Annotated in this window: 26 protein-coding genes and 1 pseudogene; 4 read left to right on the top strand and 23 right to left on the bottom strand. The window is 55.0% G+C overall.

Annotated features, from left to right (window positions below):
• Positions 1-308: 308 nt before the first annotated feature.
• Both ACI7MX_RS08935 and ACI7MX_RS08930 read right to left on the bottom strand, forming a co-directional pair.
• The gene (locus ACI7MX_RS08935; protein ID WP_122782637.1) at positions 309-527 is read right to left on the bottom strand and encodes a hypothetical protein; all 219 of its coding nucleotides are present in this window, start codon (positions 525-527) and stop codon (positions 309-311) included.
• 246 nt (positions 528-773) lie between these two features.
• Positions 774-1,202, bottom strand: coding sequence for a LexA family protein (locus ACI7MX_RS08930; RefSeq protein ID WP_405590246.1), 429 nt, complete (start codon positions 1,200-1,202; stop codon positions 774-776).
• Between the two features lie 145 nt (positions 1,203-1,347).
• On the opposite strand from ACI7MX_RS08930, the pseudogene ACI7MX_RS08925 reads away from it, so the two are divergent.
• Together ACI7MX_RS08925 and ACI7MX_RS08920 are read left to right on the top strand one after the other, a co-directional pair.
• A pseudogene (locus tag ACI7MX_RS08925) lies at positions 1,348-2,033 on the top strand (SOS response-associated peptidase family protein).
• Positions 2,034-2,074: 41 nt separating this feature from the next.
• On the top strand, positions 2,075-2,347 hold the full coding sequence (locus tag ACI7MX_RS08920; protein ID WP_405590249.1) for a hypothetical protein: 273 nt from the start codon (positions 2,075-2,077) through the stop codon (positions 2,345-2,347).
• A gap of 32 nt (positions 2,348-2,379) precedes the next feature.
• Here ACI7MX_RS08920 and ACI7MX_RS08915 read toward each other — a convergent pair whose 3' ends face one another.
• The 10 genes from ACI7MX_RS08915 to ACI7MX_RS08870 form a co-directional block, all read right to left on the bottom strand.
• On the bottom strand, positions 2,380-2,898 hold the full coding sequence (locus ACI7MX_RS08915; protein ID WP_405590252.1) for a DUF2514 family protein: 519 nt from the start codon (positions 2,896-2,898) through the stop codon (positions 2,380-2,382).
• On the bottom strand, positions 2,895-3,428 hold the full coding sequence (locus ACI7MX_RS08910) for a glycoside hydrolase family 19 protein (RefSeq protein WP_405590255.1): 534 nt from the start codon (positions 3,426-3,428) through the stop codon (positions 2,895-2,897). Before ACI7MX_RS08910 ends, ACI7MX_RS08915 begins: the two co-directional genes overlap by 4 nt.
• A gap of 61 nt (positions 3,429-3,489) precedes the next feature.
• Positions 3,490-3,696, bottom strand: a complete 207-nt coding sequence (locus ACI7MX_RS08905) for a hypothetical protein (protein ID WP_405590492.1) — start codon at positions 3,694-3,696, stop codon at positions 3,490-3,492.
• Between the two features lie 155 nt (positions 3,697-3,851).
• Entirely contained in the window at positions 3,852-4,409 is a 558-nt protein-coding gene (locus ACI7MX_RS08900) for a tail fiber assembly protein (protein ID WP_405590258.1), read from the bottom strand.
• Positions 4,410-5,003 carry a hypothetical protein gene (locus ACI7MX_RS08895; protein WP_405590261.1) on the bottom strand — a complete coding sequence of 198 codons (594 nt, stop codon included), beginning with the start codon at positions 5,001-5,003 and terminating at the stop codon, positions 4,410-4,412.
• 54 nt (positions 5,004-5,057) lie between these two features.
• The gene (locus ACI7MX_RS08890; protein ID WP_405590264.1) at positions 5,058-5,741 is read right to left on the bottom strand and encodes a hypothetical protein; all 684 of its coding nucleotides are present in this window, start codon (positions 5,739-5,741) and stop codon (positions 5,058-5,060) included.
• Positions 5,742-5,743: 2 nt separating this feature from the next.
• Entirely contained in the window at positions 5,744-6,058 is a 315-nt protein-coding gene (locus ACI7MX_RS08885; protein ID WP_405590267.1) for a hypothetical protein, read from the bottom strand.
• Entirely contained in the window at positions 6,058-9,975 is a 3,918-nt protein-coding gene (locus ACI7MX_RS08880; RefSeq protein ID WP_405590270.1) for a DUF1983 domain-containing protein, read from the bottom strand. Before ACI7MX_RS08880 ends, ACI7MX_RS08885 begins: the two co-directional genes overlap by 1 nt.
• A 56-nt stretch (positions 9,976-10,031) precedes the next feature.
• A complete protein-coding gene (locus tag ACI7MX_RS08875) occupies positions 10,032-10,640 on the bottom strand; it encodes a tail assembly protein (protein WP_314482461.1) in 609 nt (202 codons plus the stop codon).
• A 55-nt stretch (positions 10,641-10,695) separates the two neighbouring features.
• Positions 10,696-11,043 carry a hypothetical protein gene (locus ACI7MX_RS08870; protein ID WP_314482464.1) on the bottom strand — a complete coding sequence of 116 codons (348 nt, stop codon included), beginning with the start codon at positions 11,041-11,043 and terminating at the stop codon, positions 10,696-10,698.
• Positions 11,044-11,128: 85 nt separating this feature from the next.
• Between ACI7MX_RS08870 and ACI7MX_RS08865 the strand changes: the two genes are divergently transcribed.
• Together ACI7MX_RS08865 and ACI7MX_RS08860 are read left to right on the top strand one after the other, a co-directional pair.
• Positions 11,129-11,590 carry a hypothetical protein gene (locus ACI7MX_RS08865; RefSeq protein ID WP_095018797.1) on the top strand — a complete coding sequence of 154 codons (462 nt, stop codon included), beginning with the start codon at positions 11,129-11,131 and terminating at the stop codon, positions 11,588-11,590.
• Positions 11,591-11,684: 94 nt separating this feature from the next.
• Complete coding sequence (locus tag ACI7MX_RS08860; protein ID WP_405590275.1) at positions 11,685-12,398, top strand: HIRAN domain-containing protein; 714 nt, start codon at positions 11,685-11,687, stop codon at positions 12,396-12,398.
• 112 nt (positions 12,399-12,510) lie between these two features.
• On the opposite strand, the gene ACI7MX_RS08855 is transcribed toward ACI7MX_RS08860, so the two are convergent.
• From ACI7MX_RS08855 to ACI7MX_RS08805, 11 genes are all read right to left on the bottom strand, one after another.
• Positions 12,511-12,726: a hypothetical protein gene (locus ACI7MX_RS08855; protein WP_314482469.1), complete on the bottom strand. Its 216-nt coding sequence runs from the start codon at positions 12,724-12,726 to the stop codon at positions 12,511-12,513.
• Positions 12,727-12,751: 25 nt separating this feature from the next.
• Complete coding sequence (locus tag ACI7MX_RS08850; RefSeq protein WP_314482471.1) at positions 12,752-13,516, bottom strand: C40 family peptidase; 765 nt, start codon at positions 13,514-13,516, stop codon at positions 12,752-12,754.
• Positions 13,517-13,518: 2 nt separating this feature from the next.
• Entirely contained in the window at positions 13,519-14,271 is a 753-nt protein-coding gene (locus ACI7MX_RS08845) for a phage minor tail protein L (protein ID WP_314482474.1), read from the bottom strand.
• An 11-nt stretch (positions 14,272-14,282) separates the two neighbouring features.
• The gene (locus ACI7MX_RS08840) at positions 14,283-14,618 is read right to left on the bottom strand and encodes a phage tail protein (protein ID WP_314482477.1); all 336 of its coding nucleotides are present in this window, start codon (positions 14,616-14,618) and stop codon (positions 14,283-14,285) included.
• Between the two features lie 3 nt (positions 14,619-14,621).
• The gene (locus tag ACI7MX_RS08835) at positions 14,622-18,092 is read right to left on the bottom strand and encodes a phage tail tape measure protein (protein WP_405590280.1); all 3,471 of its coding nucleotides are present in this window, start codon (positions 18,090-18,092) and stop codon (positions 14,622-14,624) included.
• A 4-nt stretch (positions 18,093-18,096) separates the two neighbouring features.
• Positions 18,097-18,351: a DUF1799 domain-containing protein gene (locus tag ACI7MX_RS08830; RefSeq protein ID WP_405596037.1), complete on the bottom strand. Its 255-nt coding sequence runs from the start codon at positions 18,349-18,351 to the stop codon at positions 18,097-18,099.
• Positions 18,352-18,413: 62 nt separating this feature from the next.
• Positions 18,414-18,803 (bottom strand): phage tail assembly chaperone, encoded by a 390-nt coding sequence (locus tag ACI7MX_RS08825; RefSeq protein WP_314482483.1) that lies wholly within the window; start codon positions 18,801-18,803, stop codon positions 18,414-18,416.
• Between the two features lie 9 nt (positions 18,804-18,812).
• A complete protein-coding gene (locus ACI7MX_RS08820) occupies positions 18,813-19,460 on the bottom strand; it encodes a phage tail protein (protein ID WP_314482485.1) in 648 nt (215 codons plus the stop codon).
• A gap of 70 nt (positions 19,461-19,530) precedes the next feature.
• Entirely contained in the window at positions 19,531-19,947 is a 417-nt protein-coding gene (locus ACI7MX_RS08815) for a phage tail terminator-like protein (RefSeq protein ID WP_405590284.1), read from the bottom strand.
• Positions 19,944-20,540: a hypothetical protein gene (locus tag ACI7MX_RS08810; RefSeq protein WP_314482490.1), complete on the bottom strand. Its 597-nt coding sequence runs from the start codon at positions 20,538-20,540 to the stop codon at positions 19,944-19,946. The genes ACI7MX_RS08815 and ACI7MX_RS08810 overlap by 4 nt, the downstream gene beginning before the upstream one ends.
• Positions 20,537-20,905 carry a hypothetical protein gene (locus tag ACI7MX_RS08805; protein ID WP_314482493.1) on the bottom strand — a complete coding sequence of 123 codons (369 nt, stop codon included), beginning with the start codon at positions 20,903-20,905 and terminating at the stop codon, positions 20,537-20,539. The genes ACI7MX_RS08810 and ACI7MX_RS08805 overlap by 4 nt, the downstream gene beginning before the upstream one ends.
• Between the last annotated feature and the right edge of the window lie 13 nt (positions 20,906-20,918).

The raw sequence follows: 20,918 nt of genomic DNA, 5'->3' as shown, positions 1-20,918 counted from the left end.
CACCCCCTAAAGTTTCGGAACTCCTCACTTTTCTGCGCCCAATAAAAAACCCCGTAGACCAAGGTCTACGGGGCTTTCGAATGTGGAGGCCGAAGCCGGAATCGAACCGGCGTGGGCGGATTTGCAAGCCGGGACTGAAGTCCTTCATAACCGTAGCTTGTAAGCTGTTTGGTGTTCCATTAGTAGCAAACCTCCTATGCCTTACAGGCCGCATTCTGTCTAGGCTCAGCCTTAGGTTATGGAACCAAAAATCATCGATTTAACAGTGCTCTGCTGGTTGAAAAAGCTCCAGGGCAATCACCCCCCCCCTAAAACTTTCGAAGTCGCGTAATCGCATCTGTAATCGCTTGTGCATTTGTGTCCAGTGTCTCCATAGCGGCGAGTGCGCTATCTGCAACACTCTGTATGCCATTGTCCGAAAGCCATTTCGTGACCTCCTCTACCGCCGCAGCTAGCGCATGCTGGTTGTGAAGTATCAATGTCAGAGCATCTGCCATGACAATATTGGACTCGGAGTGAGATGACATGACATTCGTCCTAAGAGTTGGATTTGTAAAAGCCTAGTTCACGATCTGACATGTAACGGCATGCGCCTAACCGCCTAGCACCCCATACTTGAATATCTCCGAAAAGCCCAATGAAATCAGGGCTTTGCATCTCGCGCTCGCTGCAACGACGCCCCACGATGCCCTACTGTGAAGAGCCATTCCCCGAATTTCCCCCGATGCATTAGTACCCACCCTAGGCGATCTGCCGACCGCCCCCCCAAACTTTTATCGTAAATGGTTTCGCACTGTGTACGTGATCACTCCCCAGACTGAGAATTCATCCCCCTCCAAAATGTACCTGTCGGGAAACTTGGAGTTCTCTGACCTCAGGATTATGGACTTATCCCGGATAACCAGCCGCTTGCACAGTGGGTCGTTATTCAATATTCCTACGACGACATGGCCATGAACGGGTTCAATCGCACGATCCACCACAGCCAGATCGCCTGCGAATATGCCGGCACCCTGCATGCTGTCGCCATCAATCTTGACCAGGTACACGCTCGGCGCACGAATACTCAGAAGCTCGTCGAGAGAAATTTGCTTCTCAATGTGATCCGCCGCCGGGGACGGGAAGCCTGCAGGCACTTTGAAAGAACACAGGGGCAGGCGCACGCCGCCTTCGGCTATTGGACCCAGAGAAGTGAAGCTCATGACGCACGCCTTTTGTTTGACTGTATGCACGTACAGTTAACTGCGTAGGAGATTTCTGGTCAATTCTTCTGCAAGAGATTTCGACGAAGGGATGCTGATGCGGGCTAAGCTTCGAGCAGTGCTCTATCGCCAAGAGGTCATCAGGATGTGCGGACGATTTGTACAGTACCAAGGCGTAGCGGATTATCTGAAGATGCTGGGCACCGACAGATTGGTCGTCAGCGGGTATGACAATCAACCCATCGCCCGCTACAACGTCGCTCCTAGCACTCGAGTCAACATCCTCCATAACCAGCAGGACGACTTAAGGATTGACCCTGTGCGTTGGGGCTGGGCGCCCTTCTGGGCCAAAGGCAAAAGACCAGATCCGATCAATGCACGAGTCGAGACTGTCACGACCGCCAAGTTCTTCAAACAGCTTTGGCCAGGTAACCGCGCTTTAGTCATGGCTGACGGTTGGTATGAGTGGGTCAAGGATCCTGACGACCCGAAAAAGAAACAACCATTCTTCATTCGTCTCAAGAGCCAAGCGCCCATGTTCTTTGCGGCATTGGCCGAGGTGCACCCAGACTTAGAGCCGCATGAAGGAGATGGCTTCGTGATAATCACTGCTGCCAGTGATCAAGGGATGGTTGATATTCATGATCGGCGGCCCGTGATTCTCGCACCTGAGCATGCCCGTGAATGGCTTGATCAATCGCTAGAGAGTGAACGAGCTGAAGAGTTGGCGCTAGAATACTGCCACCCTACGAAGGAATTTGAATGGTACTCAGTGGGGAAGCCGTGGGAAATGTGAAAAATCAAGGGCCTAATTTAATTGCTCCGGCGTAATAGAAATATTGTAATAATCGATTACTTTAGGAGATTAGAAAGTGACACGAATTTTCAAACACAATGAAAATATCCATAACGCCGTTGATTCTATTGTACTTCACGGTTATGCGGCTATCGAAGGCACAAAGTCGATTGCAGAACCCTATTGCGAACGTGTGCTAAAGGCATTGAAGGCCTACCCAAATATTCAACCGCTCAGAAGTTATCAAAATGTGCGAAAACAGGGCTATTTGTATTATATTTACGACACCAAAAAATTCACTAGTAAGGATATAGCAGTTAAAATTGACGACATAGACCTTAGAAGTTAGCTGTAAGCTGTAAGCTGCATATCTTATGGTTTCTATTGATTTTCCATGAGAAGAACGTAAGCCATTTCGCATATCAATCCGCGTGCTCGGGCTTGATCAGCAGTTTCTGCCAACTCTCCCGCTCTGTGGTCAGCGCGCTTAAGCACGTCGGCAAGCACCAGAGCGGCGTGGGTTGCTGCTTCGCTTGCATTGGTAGTGCAGGTATTACGGCTGGCCTCACTGGAGGAGAGCTGCCCTGTGAGCTGGTCGATTTTACGGCGCAGGCTGTTTGAAGAATTACGATCAGAGGCAGCATTAGCAACAGCCATATCAATAATTTTCTGTCCACTTTGAATAGCCTTATTAATTGATCGTTGTCGGGCCTGCTCTTTATCGCGTTCGGCGGCCTCTGCCGTGACTGCAGCCCGCTGGTCATTGGTATCTCGAACACTCCACTTAGCTATCCATTTGTCCTCTGTAATGCTTACACCGTGCAGGTAGGCGAAGAACAATGAGCTGAATATCAGTAGCAACCCGCCTGCATAAGACCAGATTGCGCCCCACAGCTTCACACCAGCACCTTTAACGCCCGCACATACAGCTTCTGACGATCAGCCATCCCATTCAGCCCACCATTGATACGCCGGGTGATGGTTTCAAACTTCCCTTCATCAGCAAGGGTGCTCAGGCCTTTGCTTGCCCAGAACCACGCAGCTGACATGCAAGCATGCTGCGGTTTCTCCAGCAGTTCAGGGTGGTTGATCAGGTTGAGGCCCAGCGCTTCGCCGCTTGCCTTGTAGTTGGCGCGACCGGTGATCTGGATCAGGCCACGGCCTCGATATTTGGAGCCGTCACCCGGCTGAGTATTGCCCAAATCAGCACGACCTTCGTATCGAGCCTGAGCAGCGGTTGGCCCCCAAATTTCTTTAACGTATTTGAGCTGGCCGGATTCGTGGCCAATCTGCGCGATAAAGGCCGCAACGCGCTTCGAGCCGATAATTTGATATCGGTTCATGGCAGTGTTTAAGACAGGTACAAAAACGCCGGCAACTTGGCCGGCGTTAGGGAGGATTTGCAGCAACTGCTGTGTGGTGATGGGCATAGCTTTCTCCAGATAATAAAAAACCCGCACTCGGCGGGTTTCTTTGAATCAGTACAGGCGTTTATTGAGGCTGTATGCCTCTGATTTTCTCAAGACGCATTGGATAACCATTCGCTGGCTGAATCACAGTCTCGCTTTCAACCGTTTGGATGATCTTGCCATTAGCATCTTTGGTTACAGCAACGGTTTTGCTGTAAGTACTTTGTACGACACACCCACTCATCAACACTGCTGCACCTACTAAAGCTAAAAGATGGATGCGGTTCACGGTATATTTCCTTGCCTTATTAATTTCGACGCGGACTGTAGCAGGCTTTATGCCATCATCGCCAACCTCTTTAGTTCGGGTCACCTTCTGACAACGCCCTTGCTTTCACCGGTAAAAAATACACACACTCGGCGGGGTTCGTATTACAGGTGGGATCAGTACGGTACGGCTGGCCAGTCGATTGTTTCGGGATACCCGGCCTGTTCAGGTACTCGGTTCAGCGCAACGCGGTATTTCTTCCAGGATTTGAGCTGGGCGGCGTCTTCTTCGGTCGCTTCGTCTATGTCAACGGCATCTTGTAGCGGGGTAATCGCATAGTCTGCGGTTGCGCGCAGCTGGGCGCATTGCACCTGAGCTTCTTGAGCCGGGTCAGCAGGTGGTAAAGGTGCCGGCTCGGGCACGACTTGTGGCGGTAGTTCGTCAACTGCGACGTGAAGGGTGATGCTGTGTTGAAGGTCTACAGGCTCGCCATCGCGTGTCACAGCAACTTCAAGCAAGTCATTGTCGAAGTTGATTACGATTTGTTTATCATTATCCACCTGATTAACCACGTAGCCCCAGCCTTCCGGGGCTTCGGCCATGCCTTTAGAGCCCTCCACGTGATAGAGACCCTTGCTCTGGCGCTGCGATGTAATAGTGCTCACGCCCAGTGAGGTTACGTCGATGATTGCGCCTGTAGAACCAAGGATATTGATAGCTGCTCTAGTGGTCATTTAAATAGCCTTCAGTGTGCCATCTGCAGCGCGGGTAGTATTAGCAGTGCTGTACATTGTTGCCCAAGCGGATGGAGATGTGCCGTAAGCACCAATTGTTCTGACTTTCATTATGTTCATTTGCCAATCTATAAAAATCTGTGAAGCAAATGCATCTTTGGAATACGACTGCGTCAGTAAAGATCCATCTTTAGAGCCTGATGGAGCACCAAGATAATTTAAAAATGAAAAATCAAACCCCCCTTTTGATATTGGCACTAAGGCATCTGACACAGCCCTATCTGATAAAAAACTGCCAATTCCTCGATCACCCACTTTGAGAACTCTACCGAGAGTCATATCGTCAGCAGTTACCGTCAGATCATGTGTTGCAGATGAACCTAACCCCAAATTAGCCCTCGCGGCACCCACATTCGTGGCACCTGTACCTCCATTGTCCACTGGAGCCACATCCATTTTCGACAGCGCTCCAAGCGCTGCATTCTTTTCATACAGCTCCTGCGTCATGGCATTGATTTTCATGCTGGCTGTGCGCGGTGGATCACCGCCAAGCCCCGCAGGGGGCGTACCTAAGATAATTTCTTGCCGTGCCATGCTGTTCTCCAAGCGAAAAAATACCCGCAAAAAGCAGGCTAAATCAAAACTAATTTACTGAGCATTTTGCTTTGCAAACATCGCTGGTAGATGAAAGTCATAAGGGTTAGCGAAAGCTTGAGTGATTGCGTACAAATTGCGCCCCGGAAAATCCCACCACACAGCCAGACTTCTACCAACAACACCGCCGGACAGAAGGTTCATACCGAAGGAATTGATGAGCAAAAATTCATCCTGAGGAAAATCAAATGGTACTTGATAGTAATTACTCCAAGCGCCTGTCGGACCACGTTCACTTTTCACATAAGTCCAATTTTGAAACGCGCGAGTGAACAAAGCACTTGGCGTCCCGCTGTCGAATATCACTTTGCTAGTGCCATCAAGTATTCGAACGCCCCACTGTGCTGTGGCTTGCGCTGCAAAAGCCGCCACAAAATAACGTCCGTTCGGTTGAGCCGTGTTATTGCTCCATGCTCTTACATAAAAACCTGTCCACGCCCCAGGGCCGCCGAGAAGGCGCATTAAGCACAGGCCAGCGACGGCACCCACCGTATCAGGACGAACAAAAACCAAAGGTGGCTCTGCCGAAGTAACGACTCTTCCAAAGTACGTAGTTGAACCCATATTTGATTCTTGAGTGGGCGCATAACGACCGCTGGCAATAACACTTAACCGCGCATATTCAGAATCGAGTACCACCACGTCGCTTTTATTCTTAAAATAAATTCCATAGCTCATAGTTAAGCGAACCTCGTCACAATCAGGCGCATCGAACCAGTCGCGGTGTATTCCCCGGCGTAATAGCGCATGTAATTAGCAACATAGGCAATTCCATCACCCATTTCCGTTTCGAATTGACGGTCATTATCGCTATACCCACCCAGCGGGCTGACGATAGCCACCGAGTTGGCGGGCGTGCAGCCCGGTACCGAGAAGCTCTTCACTTCTCGAACTCCGAACGTCACTACTTCAGAAAGAACCACCCGCATGGTGAATGAGTTTTCATTCAGCTCCGGGACGCCCGCGGCGTCCCATGTCCCTAAACCAAATCCCATTATGAAATTTTCCCAAACTTGGCCCGGATCACGTCGTTTTCATCAAGCGCGGCCAGACCATCGTTGTTGAGAATCGAAGAACCGCCCGCACCCGCGCTACGCAAGGTCAACATGCCCGCTGGAATGTTGATTTCCAGCAACGGCAAACCCTTGGCGTTGACCGCACTTGAACGCAACGTCATGCCCAGTACCAAGTTCTGAATAAACGCCGTATCAATCATGGCGTAGTTGATAAACACCTGACCGCCAGAAACTATAAACGGCGCACGCAATTGGCCGGTGACTTCGTCGATGATGGCGAAGCGTTGTGCAAAGGCCAGAATCTCAGAGGTGTCCCCCGCCGCTACCGACAATCCTGCCATCACCTTGCGGCCGTCAACGGTGGTCTGGGCCTTGATCGTGGTCTGGGCGGTCACCTTGCCGTTCACGTCGGCAACGGCTTGACTGACTTGCTGAACCGAGGCCGTTACATCCCCAACTGATGCTTGCACCGTGTCCACTCGACGTCCCATCGCGCTATCCGCATCCGTCCGGGCCGTAACTTCTGCCTGAAGGGCGGCTGCGTTGTTCTGCGTTTGGGCTTGGGCTGTCTCGATGCGGCTGCTCAGCGCTTTGTCCGCATCTGCGAGCGCTGTGGTTTCCGACTTGAAGGTGGCTGCGTTGGTGTCAACCTTGGCGCTGAGTTGAGTGACCCGGGATGCTACCGCTGAGGTTGCATCTGCGGCAGCCGTCGAAACGTCGATGATCTTTGCAGCATTGTCCGCAACCTTGGCTTCGACAGTGTCGGTGCGCACTGACTGCGCAAAGTCGCGTTCTGCAACGGCCGACATGATCGACCAGGCGCCGGCCGATGACGTGGAGTCACCCGCGCTGCCGCTGGTGTCGCCTGCCGAGTCGGTTTTGACCAGCGCATACACGCCGTCGACCTTCTCCGATGTGGCTTTGACCCTGCCGTCGAGGGTTTCGACGGTGCTGGTCAATGAGCTCAACCCGTTGGCCGTGGCCACCAGCCCTGTTTTTGGGTCAGTGACTTTGGCGTCGATAGCGCTGATCTGTTTGCCCTGCGCAGTAATCTTGCCGTCCTGCTCGATGATGCTGGCCGAGTTCTTTTGCACTTGCAGCACCAGGGCATTGGTCGTTTCGGCCAAGGTGCCCATGTCCACCCAATAAGTAGCGTTGGGCGGCGCATGGCCTGTGGTGGCTGCAATGGCCTGAAACAGCCGGTTACCCAAACGCACCACTTCGCCTTTGGCATACGCCTTGGCGTTGTCGTACTCAAGCGCATCCGTCACTTCCTTGATCAGCTCTGCCAGTTCCTGCTTGGCCGCATCGAGCCGCTCATTCACCGAGCCGGGGCCATCACCGTCGATCAGCTCTATTTTGCCGATCTTCTCGAGTAACGCCTGACCAAACGCAGACTCCTGAATCTTGCCGATGAAGTATTTTTCGTACTCCGCCTGCTTAGAACTCGGCTGGCCATTGATCCCAAACTTCTCAGGAAACCATGGACCTACATTGCCAGTGCGATCGACAAGCCGTGCCCAGAAAAACAGGCTGGTACCGGGGACAATGTTTTGCAGTTCGTGCCTAGCCTGCGGGTAGGCAAAGTCGCCCAGTTTGGTAGCGCCCGCTAAATTGTTGGCCGTGCTCTGCCAGAGTTCGGTGCGCTGGGTGTCTTCAGCGCCCGGTGGAAAGCCCCAGTTGATCCCGATGCCGTAGACGAGGCTTTCAGTTCTCAGGTGCGTGACCGCCGGCGGTAAGCCGACTTTGCCCTTCAAATGGGTAAGCTGCGACGACTTCCAGATCGAGGAAATATCGAAGGCACTGACCGCGCGTACCCGAGCCAAATAATCGCCAGCGTAAATACCAGATACCTCAACACTGGATGAGCCAGTGCGCTGCACCTTGATCCAGTTGCCATTGTCTTTACGCCACTCCACGTCATAGGCGACTGCGCCGGGTACCGAAGCCCACGCAATGGTCATGGTGGTCACGGCCAAACCTTGGGCAACCGACGAACTCGACGTCAGCGCCACGCTGGCCGGTGCCGGAACCACAGTGATCGGTATTACGCTGATTGGCCGCTCTTCCAGGCGAGCCCCGGTATCGATGTGCGCGAACTTGCTCGGGTCGTACTGCACGGCCGAGATTTCGAATACGCCAGGCTCTGGTCGGGAAACGCTAGTTACGCGATAAAGCGGGATCGCCAGGTCGTCGGCGTCGAGCGCCCAGACCAATTCGCGCTCAGGAGAAACGGAATAAGCAATGGTCACGGTGACCTTTCGGCCGCTGACCAGTTGGACCGTACGACCCTCACACTTGCCATCGGGCAGATTGAGGATAAGTCGGTCGCCTGGCTTGGCCTGGGTGTCGCGGTCCAGGGTGATAACCTTGCCATTAACCGCAGAGATACGCCCGCCTACCGGCCGACCCGCCAACAGCTCATCTGCGATCGGGATGACGTAGCCAGGCAGTGGGATACGACCGTCCAAGCCAACCTTGAACGTCACGGCCCGGTCCTTGGAGTTGGTAAGCAGCGCCCACTTACCCCGGCGCTGCGCCTCGGATTCAAGCGTGCAGCCAATGGCGCTGATCTCCAGCGGATTGTCGCCGTAGCGGCGCTGCAACTTGCTATCGGTTACCGGCGTGACGTCAGTGTCGTAGTTGTTGGACGGGTTGTCGTAACTGATCAGTGCCCGGCTGTAACGGGTGCGCTCCGAGGCGCTGGCATAGGTGAACTTGCCATCGATCACGTTGGCCCGGGTGTAGGCAAAATCGAAGTCAGTGGCGCGTGGCATATCCGACAGCGAAAACACCTGGCCCTGTGCCCAGTAGGTCATGCCGCGGTAGATTGCAGAAATGTCCCGCAGCAACGTCCAGGCATCCGCCTTGCCTTGCAGGTTCAGGTTGCAGATAAAGCGCGGCTCCATCCCGCCTTTGCCGTCTGGTACCAGCTGATCGCAATACTGCGCAATGCGGTACAGCTCCCACTTATCGACCTGCCATGGCTTGATGCGCCGGCCAAGGCCGAAGCGGTCGTTGACGGTGACGTCGTAAGTCATCCAGACCGGGTTATCGGTCCATGCCTGTTTGAACGTGCCATCCCAAATTCCGGTATAGGTCCGGGCGCGCGGATCGTAATTGCTTGGTACCGACATCTTGCGTGCATCACATTCAATCGTGACCGCCGGGATGTTGCGGAACTGCTCAGCCGAAAACTCAATGTAGAGCAGCGCGGTGTTCGGATAGCGCAGCTTCGCGTCGATAACCTCGGTGAAGCCCGCGATCTGCATGATGTCGGCGATTTTGTTGTTGTTCTGGTTGGCGGTTAGACGCGTGATCCGCAGCAACCAACCGCTCACAGCTTTGGGCAAATCAATACGCCGAGTCCGCTCGTAGACACTGGTGGTCTTCCCATCTACCGCTTCATTCAGCACCTCTTTGTAAGCACCGCCATCGGTGGCCACTTCGATCTTAAATTCGATCCGGTAACCGTTGATGTTTCCACTGGCATCAATCGATTGCAGCATTGGCCAGGCAAAGCGCAGGCGCACAGCAGAAAGCTGGGTATTGCTGATCGCCCGCACCCACGGTGTACCGCTGCGCAGCTCAATGCCCAGAGTGGTTTCGTTCTCGACTGACGGAATACCGGGAATGTAAGGTTGCTCAACGGAGCCTGTGCGCCACTCCCACTTAACATTCGGGAAGTTGAGATTGCCTTGCTCGTCCTGCAACGGGGTATTGTCGAGAAAGATGTTTTTGGCCGTAGGCGTTCCGTCAAATTCGCCCTCACCCACAGCAATCAGCATTTTCGCCAAGGCAATAGAGCGCAGGCTGTCCGGGGCTTCGGTTGGGGTCTTCGGCTTGTCTGATCCGCCTTTGGCGCCGTGGATATCGATTAACTGTGCTGCGCCCATGCTTTTCTCCAGGCAATAAAAAACCGCCTCATGGGCGGCGTGGTGTTTGGTAGTGTCTACATCTGGTCTTCGGCATAGATCGCGGCACTGATGATTGCCCCGCCCCAGCGTCGACGGCCGTAGCACAGGGAGACTGGATTGCCGGAAGCCGTGGTGTTCTTGGCGCTGCCGAAGGCGTAGCCGGGGGTGTTCTCGGGGGCGGCGCTGGTCTTGAGGCCTTTAGCTTGGGGGCTGAGCATTTGGATGACGCCGCCGATAGACATTGCGACCCCGCCGCTAAACAAGGCAGATGATGCAGCCAGAGCGGCTGGCGTACTGCCAGGAACAAAAAACGATGCCACGATCATCGCTACCCCAACAATTGTTTGGAGCATACCGGCCCGCTTACTCCCCGTGATGACTGGAGCAATGCGAATATCTCCGTCACCACCATAGCCAAGCTCCTTCTCCTCAAGGTTTTTTGACCCGCGAAAGACTGCGAACTCCATTCCCCTGGACTTTGCGTTTGAAATGAAGCGCTCGAAGCCCGGAATCTGGACGCAAAGTGCTTTAACAGCCTCGGCCGGCGTCCTCACCGAAAGCTTGAACTCGCGCCCAAACTGTCTGAGAACCCCATAGAGTTTTATCGTAGTGAGCGGCTGATAATCGATTGAGAGTGCGGCCATTACTTTTCTCCAGGTAATAAAAAACCGCCCGTAGGCGGCTCGTGTCTGATCTTGCTCAAATGCATTTTTTGACGGCGTCTGAAACGCCGGCTCTACCCATCTGTTGCCAGGCAATTCGTTGAAATTGACGAACTGTTGCGCCTTTGCCTGACTCGGTGATTTCCAAAAGCTCGTCAGTTTGACCAACGCCTGGATTTGCCATTACTAAGCGATAGCCGCTTTCAGTCTCGGACATCGTTGTGCTGGCATTCAAATCTTGCCATCGAGGCAGGACACACAGCGCGTACTGCTTTGGCGTCTTCTTCGTAGTTGTGGCGAACACTGGATCCCCAAACTTCAGATCTGATGGAGTGGTGCACCCTGCCAGCATCGCAACCGCTACCGCCGCTATCAAAATTCGCATGTCGTTCCCTCTTTGATTTAGCGGGACTTTAGCATCAGCACCGCCGTCATGGCAGAATGCGAGGCCATCAATAACGGAGCTTGTGATGAGACCCTTCGCAATAGCTGCACTAATGCTTCTGCTCACAGGATGCGTGTCAAAGGTCGTTGAATACACTCCGGCCAAGATCAGCCCAGAGCAGGCACGTTCGGTAATCGAACAGGTCCTTATGGAACAACCTCTCAAGACTAGACCGGAACAGGTCGTGTTTACTGATGAGTACATTGGTTATGGCAGCGGCATACTCTCGACCACCAGCGGCTTCGCCAGTGCAGTCCCTCTCGGCGGCGGAGCGATAGCAGCAGGCAGTTCAAGAACATCGTCAAAAGCGGTTCAGACTCGTATTTACTACAACTCAATTGGTAGCGTGGCCCTCTACTCGAAACGCGGCCGATGGGTTGTGCAGACCCGGAGTACTGGCGGGAACGTCATGAATAGCTCGCTTGTAGATACACAGAAGAAAGCTGAGCGATTTGTGGATGCTATGGTGTCTCTTAAACGCGGGTAGCACGTCACCAAATAGAAGAAGCCCAGGAAAGACAACTAAACCGGCCGGCCGGACATTCTTTTACTATCCCAGACTGAAAAAAAAGGAGCGATCAATGTCGTGGTGGAGACGTATCTTTTCCCTGTGTTCCAAGGGGGGGGCGACAGCACCCCATTCGACCACCAACTCGCAAAGTGAAGAACTGGACGACGACTTACTCGTTGAAACTAGAAACCTGATTGCAATTACCGGCCCCAAAATGCCATACGAGCTGGCTCGACTCCTACAGATCAGCCATGCAAGGGCAGTCAAACTAGTCGCAGCCGCGAATGCTCAGCCGCTTCAAGCTTTAAGAAATCAACCCTCCGACATCCAAGCTCCGAAGCGAACTGCAACACAGCCTAAACCACCCGCTGAGCTCATAACAAAGAAGCGTGCCAAGAAAGCATCTCCACATGATGCAGATTTACCACCAGTCACTGGTGAGATTACTGGGGGACATGAATGTGCGTTCGACGTCGTTGGCGAATCCCATTACCAACCAGCCCTTCGAAAACTACGAAATGGACGCCATATGGCTACTGACAATGACTTCGTTGCAGATATTGTCGGCGAGCCAGACAACAATTATGACCACAACGCATGTGCAGTCTATATAGAGGGATCGAAGGTCGGATATCTACCCCGTGACGCAGCCGCAAATTTTCATAAACAAATCGCCAATATGAACATCACTGGCCCATGGAGACTCCAAACCAAAGCCAAGCTTTCCGGAGGCTGGGGCGATCGCCCGATGGTTGGGGTACTGCTGAGTCTTCCGAAACCTTAAGCGCCCTAGATAAAAATTTGCTCAGTACTTAATCACAAATAAATTTACTAGCTCAATTTTTATCCAACAGCTGATGGCGTGGCGCCGGATGTGAAATTGATAACCGACTTCTTCAATGATCACAAATAACGCTTAACCCCAAGGCATTTTCAAGCCTCAAAAGCCGGCGCTCCAACAGGTCGGCTTTCTCTTGCGAGCGTTCAGCCCAGTCCTCCGGCAAAGCAAACCCAGCGCCAGAAACCAAGAATTGCGAAATACATGCATCATCAACTGCTGCCTGCGAGATTACGACCTGACCGCTTTCAGTTACTTCAAATGGCTGGCTCATACCCTGCTCCTGCGGCCCTGCCGCATCATGTGGTTGGTTGTGCATCTTTGTGTCTGAGGATCAGGCGTGTTCTGTCATGCCAGGGGCCGCCGAAAACTATGATCTCGGATGGCCTGCCATATAGGTGATGCAGCAGGAAAGGCCCGGGACCGAAGATGTTTGACTCCTCGTCTGGGAGTGCCGCATCGGTGCCCAGGTAGATCCCTGCATGGTTCGGGTGCGCGGTCCGCCCCACGGCCATAACGATCATGTCCCCTCGCTGCGGCTGGTCGACTCGACAGAACCCAGCAGCCTCGTAGGCCTGCTCGTACAAACTCGGGCCGTCAGCCTGTTCCCACCAGCCGTCCTCGCGCTTGAAGGCCTCGAACTCCAGCCCCCACTCGCGGGCATACCAATCAGCGCAGACCTGCCAACAGTCCCAGGCACCATGAACGAACGGGCGCTTGAGCAGTGGCGTGCTGCCAGTCGGTGTAATCGAACGTAAATCCCCTTCCGGCCAGCTCAGAATGTGCCAAGGCAAGGCCGTGGCCTCGCACATGGCCAGATCGCGTGGAGACGGTCGGCTGGTAGCGTCCGGGTGGGAGTGAACAATGCCAATCACTTCGCCCAAGTCTTCCGCGGCGGCGTAGTCCTCAGGATCAAGGCGAAACTCTTCGTTCGGCTCGCTGGCAATATTCAGGCACGGGAAGTACTGCTGCTTACGCCCAATAGCCAGCAGCAATCCGCAGCTTTCTTTGGGGTATTCGGCAGCCGCATGCGCAGCAATCGCACTCAGTATGTGTTTGCGCATGATCAACTCCGGGCTATGAGGGACACAGCAGGGAATCCCCCGTGGGGCAGTTCTTCGTTCTCGCCGAAGTGCAGCTTGCAGGACGATAGACAGCCCTTGCACTGGTCCAGCGCAGGGTCATCCGTTGAGTTGTCCTCGTCATCGAACATAGCCACACCGGTGTAACCACAGTTAGGCCCGCGATACCCGCCGGTCATGGCCCAGTGGCAGAAGGTCGTCATCTGTCGCCCGGGCAAGCCGTGGTTGTCGATTTCGCCGGGTGAGGACAGGTCCCACTGGACTTGCTCGCCGTCTTCGCCGGTTTTTTGGTCGATAAACCAGATCTCCAGTGCCTCTTGGGTCGGATCAGCACTCGGATTGCCCTGCGGAAAGTTTTCGGCGTCCAGGTACTGCGCCAGCGTTTCGCGCACGGTGAGTTTGAATTTCAGCAGGTCTTCAAAGGCCAAACACAGCGCGGTAACCCGGCCGCTGACATTCCCTGCGATAAACGTCGGGCGTGTAGCGGTGCCGTCGCTGTCTGCGCCTATCCCTTCTATGTTGACAGGCCAAGCGGCGTATTCATTGCCCTGCCAAAAGATCGACTTGGCCGGCAATTCATTCGGCGAGTTCGCGGCCGAGGCCAGCTCTTGCGGAGTGTGCGGGATGGCATGACCATGAAACCGCAGTACATCCGCGCCGTACTCACTGCCGTCGATTTCAAACAGGCGCACTTCGCCGCCGGGCTCCAGTTTCTGGATGTCCGTGATTAATGCCATTAGGGTTTACCTTAGGGGAGGAACGCTTGCTCGAATGTGGCTGACAGGGCGTAGACCTGACCGCCACGGGGTGAGGGTTTGTAGCCGTTGCAGGTGTAAAGTCCGAGTTCGCCTAGCGGCGGTGTCCAGAGAAAGGCTTTGGCGCCTTGGTGCCGATCAAGAAACACCATGATGGCCTTGATCTTTTCTTTGGGCCCGGTGTGCATAAACGGCCAGGACTGGGATTTGTTGTTGATCCCGTCCGAGACCGTTTGACCATAGCCATCGCCGAATTTCTTGGTTCGAACCCGCTGGGTGATTTCGCCCTCGCCTTTCTCGCTCTGCCAGATGAACGTTTCGATTGCCATACATCACCCTTTTACGTTGCGACTGCTAACGCCGCCTTGGCGCCATGATTTGGCGATTTCTTCCTTGGCCACGGCGCGCATCCGCTCTTGCATGTTGCGCTGGAAAGCCTCGGCGTCGAGTTCGGCACCTTCCGGGCGACCCGACTCTTCATCAGTCATCACCATGATCGGCATACTGAGACTGACCGACGTGCCGCCACCACTACCGCCGACGACCATTACCCCGAGCTTGCCACCCGCTGTGCGGGCTAGAGGCATGATCGCCTCTTCGCCAGCCTCGCCCATGACGCCTGTTTTACCACCCGCCATACCGAAGGCCGTTGGCTTACTGACGATGCTGTTGGTGAAGGCGCCGCCATCGGCAAACAGCTGCACACCCGAATCCCAAGCACCGCCATTGGCCTGAAAATAAGCCGATGAGTATCCTGCCTGCGAAGCCCCAAGATTCGAGGATGTTGCACCGGCAGACCCCGCCGCCATTCCATTTCCGCCACCGCCAGTAAAGTAGCCCGACGCAGCGCCCACCAAACTGCTTAGCAGTGAGGAGCTGGCCTGTCGTGCGGCAATGCGCGCCATGTCCGCCAAAATCGACTTGGTGAAGTCGGCGAACGACAGCTTCCCAGTCAGGGCAAAGTTGACAATTGCATCTTCCATAGAGCCGAAGGCGTTGGTGAATAAGCTTTTCGTCTGTCCGGAGATATCCCGTGCCGATTCGAGGTAGTTCTCAAACGCCGAAGTGGCACCGCTGCGCCAGTTGCCCTGGGCTTCGGAAATCTTGTCGTAGTTACCGACGACCGTGTCTCGGTACTTATTCTCGGCGGCTTCAAGGCTTCCAAGGTCCCGCTTGTAGTCTTCCTCGCTGTATTTGTCGGGAGCGGTCTTGCGGCGATCTAGTAGCTTTGCGCGCTCATCGTTGAACTTGTCGGTGACGCCATCCAGGTCACTTTGCAACCCTGCCTGACGACCCCCAAACCCCAGCGCTGCCGCGGCGCGTGTGCCAGAGTTATCAAGTGCGGAACGCTGCCGCTCCAGTTGGGTGACATAGGCCTCAGAAGCGATCCTTAGCTGATCAAGTCTGCCTTTCTCTGCGGTTGCCAACACTTTGAGCTTACTGTCCGCGTCCTGCTGAGCTTTAACCATGTCAGTGCGGGCATCGGCGATCTTTTTGTCGAGTTCGATCGCTTGCGCAGCCGAGGTGGTCTTTCTGGCCTTGGCTGACTCAAGAGCTGCAATCTCCGCTTCATACGCGTTGGTGATTTCATCCTTCTCGTTGCCGATCAGACCTGCGCGCTTCCAGCCGTACTCTTCCTGCGAAACCAAGCCCGCCTTTTGCAGTGCGTCCAACTCTTTCTGCGCGTTCGCGTACTCGGCCAAAATGGCTTTGATTGCGTTTTGGGAGGCGTTGAATTCCGTGAGATCAACTGCACCGGTGGAACTACCCTTAGGGTCTTTGAACCTTGCATTGATATTCGCGATGTTCTTGTCGATAACGCTCTGATTCAGGCGCGCATCGTCAGGGTTCGCCTTGCGAATAGCTTCAAGCTGCTTTCTGTACTCCTTTAGCGCCTCAGTCCTTTTTTGCTCGTTGGTCCAGGACGACTTGGTGAGCGCATCGACTTTGATCATCGCACTCAGAGAATCATCCTGAATCTTTCTCTGCTCACCCAGATAGGTACTTTTGGCTTTCTCGGCGTCGATCTGCAGCTCAAGGTAAGCCAGAGCAGCCCGGTCCTTGGCTGTGTCTCTGGTTTCAAGCCCAAATGCTGCTGCTCGCCCGCGTCGACCCTGATTGGTTGCGAGGCGATCCCGAATGACCTGCGCCTGCTGCTCCATGGTCAGCACCCGACCGATATTTAACGTCGCATCCAGCGCGCCGGCAGCCGCATCCTTGATCCCTTTCCATGCCCGCTCAATCGTCCCGAGGTTGTCGGTAATCTGCCTGGATCGATCTTGAACCGTTTCGGCGTAGGTTTTGGTGAGAAGGTCGGTCGCTGCCGTGGTATCGCCCTGCTCCTTCAGCGCGACAATTTGCGAGTAAACCGAGGCGGTCAGGAAGTGATATTGGTCATTGAGTTCTTTTGCTGCCGCCACCGGGTCCTTTGCGATTTGGACGAACTCGGTAATGGTTGCATCTACCGACCTGCCAGTAGCGTCTTCCATTGCTGAGGCTGTATCAGCTATTTCCTTGAAGCTGCTACTTGCAATCACACCACTACCTGCGAGCTTAGCCAGTATGGCTGCCGCATCGCCGATCGTGCCATTGGTAGCGCTGACCTGCAGTGCCAAGTCAGCCAATTGCCCGGCGCTGGTTCCGGCATAGTTGCCGGTGAGGATCAGTGCCTTGTTGTACTCATCAGCCTCCTTGCTCCCCTGGTTATAGCCATAGATCAGTACGCCTACCGCTGCCGCTGCGGCAAGTACGGCGAGCGCCATCCCTGCCGCACCAAGCGTCACGCCACTCATTGCTGGGCTGATCGCCCCTACGGCTTTCTGTGCGTTCTCAGCGGCCTCCGCTGCTGTGTTCGAGCTTTCAGCCAGATCAGAAAGACTCTCGCCAGCTTCGCCAGCACTCTCAGCCAAATCTTGTGAGTTCACTGCCATGCCGGCCAAAGAAGCCCCTAAATCAGCGGCGCCGGAGCCACCTGAAAACAGCGACCGAAACTTGTCCTTGAGCACGGTCAGGGTGTTATCAACACCTCCAAACGAGTCTTTGATCTGCCCGCCTTGTTGTATCAACACCATCAGCGGGTTTTGCCCGCCTGCCAGGCTGGTAAATATATCGGTGAACTGAGCCGGTAATTGACGCAGTGCCGCCTCGGTTTGCTTCGCACTCAGACCGGTTTTCGACAACCCATCGTCAAACCCGCCAAGGCTCTTGCGCGTCGAATCGATGCGCGTCGAGTAATCCTTGAAGGTCTCTGCATCAATCAGCCCGGCCTTGCGGTAGTGCTCGAGCTTAGCCTGCTGTTCATCAAGACGCCCCAGCGCTGCAACGGCAGGATTGATTTGCCCCAGAAGCTTTGCCAGACCGTCGGCCTGCACTCCGGTCGCCGCTGCTGCTTGGCGGGTGGATTGCGCTTGTTGGTCTACCGTTCCAACCAAAGCGTCAGCATCCGCCTTAAGTCGCCGGTTGAGTGCAGCAAAGTCGGTGGTGGTGGCTCGAGCCGCATCCATGGCAGCGGTATTGGTGTTTACGCTTGAAGCCAGGCTCTTCAGATACTCGCTTGAGTCCAGAGAGGCCTTGGCCATTGCAAGCAGGCGATCCTTGGCATCCTCCGTGGTTTCAGCCAGCTTGGCTTCAGCACCAGACAAACCAGAAGCCGCCGCCGAGACCTTGCCGAAACCCTCGCTGATGCCTTCTGCTGCCTTTTCGGCTTTTTCACCCACCTGAACAAGCTTTTCAAGCTCTGTACTGGCCTTGGTGACTTCGCCGGTCTGGACGGCAATCCCAAGGCTCGCAATCTCACCACTCATGCCGTCATCCTTTGTTCATTTGCTCAAACATGGCGAGCATGGCTTCGGCTTCCAAAACCCGAAGGTCAGGGAAGAGCTTAATCGTGTTTTTTTTGGTAAGGCCCGAAAGGCTGGCGGTGTCGTAGATCGCTGTGTAATCGAGGCCGGTGGCGCCACATGCCCCCACCCGCCATTGCGTGGACATGGCTTCAAATAGACGGAATGCCTGCCAGTTGTCTGGCCAGACCTCGACAGTGTCGTCGTAATCCGTCGACGTCAGGCCGAACAGGCTGAGCTGCTCGGTTGACGCGGATGGCTCATACAGGGCGCGACCGACCTCGATCAGTTTCCCAGGCGGGCCGCTTCAAAAGCGCCCTGATAGGCCTTTACGATTGCATCCCCGGCACCGGCCGAGGTTTCCACCAGCGCACGAATGGACTCTTGGCTGAGCTTGGTGTCATAGCCCCAGCCAACAACCAGTGCTTCGATCTGGCTGACTTGACGCTCAATGTTGGCCTCGGTCAGCACAACGATGGTCAGCTCAGCCCCCATCTCCTTGAAGCGTTCTTCATCCGCTTTATAGGCTTCCTGCCACGACAGAAACAAAGCTGCTAAAGATTTGCGATCCCGGTACTGAAACTCAAAAGGAACCTTGTCAGGCTCGGCACCCACGCGGGGGATTTCAACACTGACCTTGAATGTCGGATTTTGCTGAATCTTGAACTTGGCCATGAAACCTCCTTACGCCAGATAACGGGTCGGTTCGGCCTGAAGCGCCAAGTTGACGGTGCGGGTCAGCACGTTGTTACGCGAGACAGTGGGCTGCTTGGAGAACGAGGTGTAGGCACCGTAGTAAATGGTGTCATTACCCGGCAGGTTCAGGCGCGCAGCTTCGACTTTGCGCCCGGCATCTGCAGCTTCCAGCACCTTCACGAACGGTTTGCCCGGATCGTCGGCAATGGTCAGCGCCATGCTGGCGGCCGATTTGTCGGTTGGCACTTGGCGGCCTTGTTTATCTTCCAGAAAAACCACGTCCGTGTATTGCTGCTCACCACCGGAAAACGCCACGTCAGTGATTTGCGGAATCTGCACCCACGTTTCGATTTTCTTGAGGGTGCCCCCACCGGAGCCCGCCGGGAAGCTTTGCGTGTCAGAGGTATCGATATCCTCAAGGGTGATGGACACCGCAGTCGCGGTTTTAACGCGTACGACTCGACCATTGAGGGTGCTCCAGCCGGACTCAACCAGCACGATATCGCCCACCTCCAGATCGGCGTCTGCGACCGCGGCCACGGCTTCAGTTGCGTTGCTGATCGCAGTGAACGCCAGTGCCGCGGCATAAGTGGCGGCATGCTGGAATGTGCCGCCGTTGGGGAGTTTGTAGCCCATTGCTTTTACCTCTCTCAGAAATGACTAAACCCGCTCAAGGCGGGTTCGGGGGTTTGCCCAATGGGCGGGATTAGTTGGTGTCGGCGCGATATGAAAACGAAACAGGTACCGTGTAAACGGAATCGCCCGTGATACCTGGGCCCGGATCAACGGGCGACATGGTGATCACAGTGACTTCACCTTTCGTATTTCTGGCATAGAGCGGAAACAGGCTTGTCAGCGCAGAAACGAGTGGATTGGTTTCGAACTTCCCAGTGCCCGCCGGGGCAATGATGCTTAACTGAAACACGCCGGTGTAGAGCCGGTGATCGCCACCGAGCGTGTTGCTCGCGGTATCACCCGGGATCGTGAACGCGCGAAGGTAGGTCTCACCCGCCGCCGGCGTGTAGGCCTTGTTTTCAAAAACAATCTTCAGCCTCTCCGACCTGGCAGTGTTCCAGGCGATCAGCTTTTCCTCATAAATCGAGGCGATGATTGCGTGACTCATACCTGATTGTTCCTGATAGCCTCCAGCACGATCTGCTGGAAGCGGGCCACGGTTACCCGGACCATGCCGCCGGGTGCCTGGGTCGAATGGCCAAACTCCAGCGGGATCGCGTATCCGAGACTGTTAGTTATGTAGCAGGTATCGCCTGCTTTGAATTCGATGGTGCCGGCGGTAATACGCGCCGTCGACTTGGCGCCGCTCGGGTCGATCTCTTCGGTCGTGGCGCTGTCGGGCGCGCCGATGCTGAACATCCAGTTCCCGCGGAACCGGCCACCGACGTAGCCTTCAGGAGCGACGATATCCATGCCGTCGTGCACCTTGCGCCCTGGTCGAAGCCTGCCCGCCTTCGTCAGGTTGGCCGGATCACTACGCAGCGTCGTGTTGTGCTCGTCAACGGCCTTGTTGTACTGGGTCGCCACAGCGTTCTGCGCCCAGATCTCCGGGTTACCCACGGGAGACATGCGGATCAGGCTGTTGCCGACCTCAATGATGATCTCGCGCAGACTAGTGTCGATGGCTTCCGTGGCCTGGGCGGCAAACTCAGCCAGGCTCAGGGCGAAACTACCGGACTGGCCGGCACCTGTCCCACTCACGACCGCACCTGCAGCTCATACAAGATCGGCGTGCCAGCGGGGTTGATCTCTTTCAGCGGTGGCACGATTGACCAGGCGCGGCCCTGAATGACCACCTTGTCCAACAGATCGGGCACCCAGGCCAAACCCTTCGCAGCAATCTTGAGTTTCTTGTCGCCCTGCAGGATGAGACTGTTGTTTTGAAATTCTTGGCCGGTGAAGTCGAGCAGGATGCCCTGGGCGATTTGCTCGACAGTGACGCCTGGCACTTCGCCACCTATCTCCGGGTCGTACTCACCCGGCTCCGTCTTGCTGATGGTCACAGGCTGGCCGAACTCTGTAATCATCTCCAGAGCCATCACGGCCATTTCATCGTAGAAGGCCATGGTGGCTCCGTTT

It is taken from the genome of Pseudomonas sp. 2024-210, from assembly GCF_045062345.1.
Classification (GTDB): domain Bacteria; phylum Pseudomonadota; class Gammaproteobacteria; order Pseudomonadales; family Pseudomonadaceae; genus Aquipseudomonas.
Note: the sequence above shows the minus strand (reverse complement) of the source record. Positions and strands in the feature narration are given on the sequence as shown.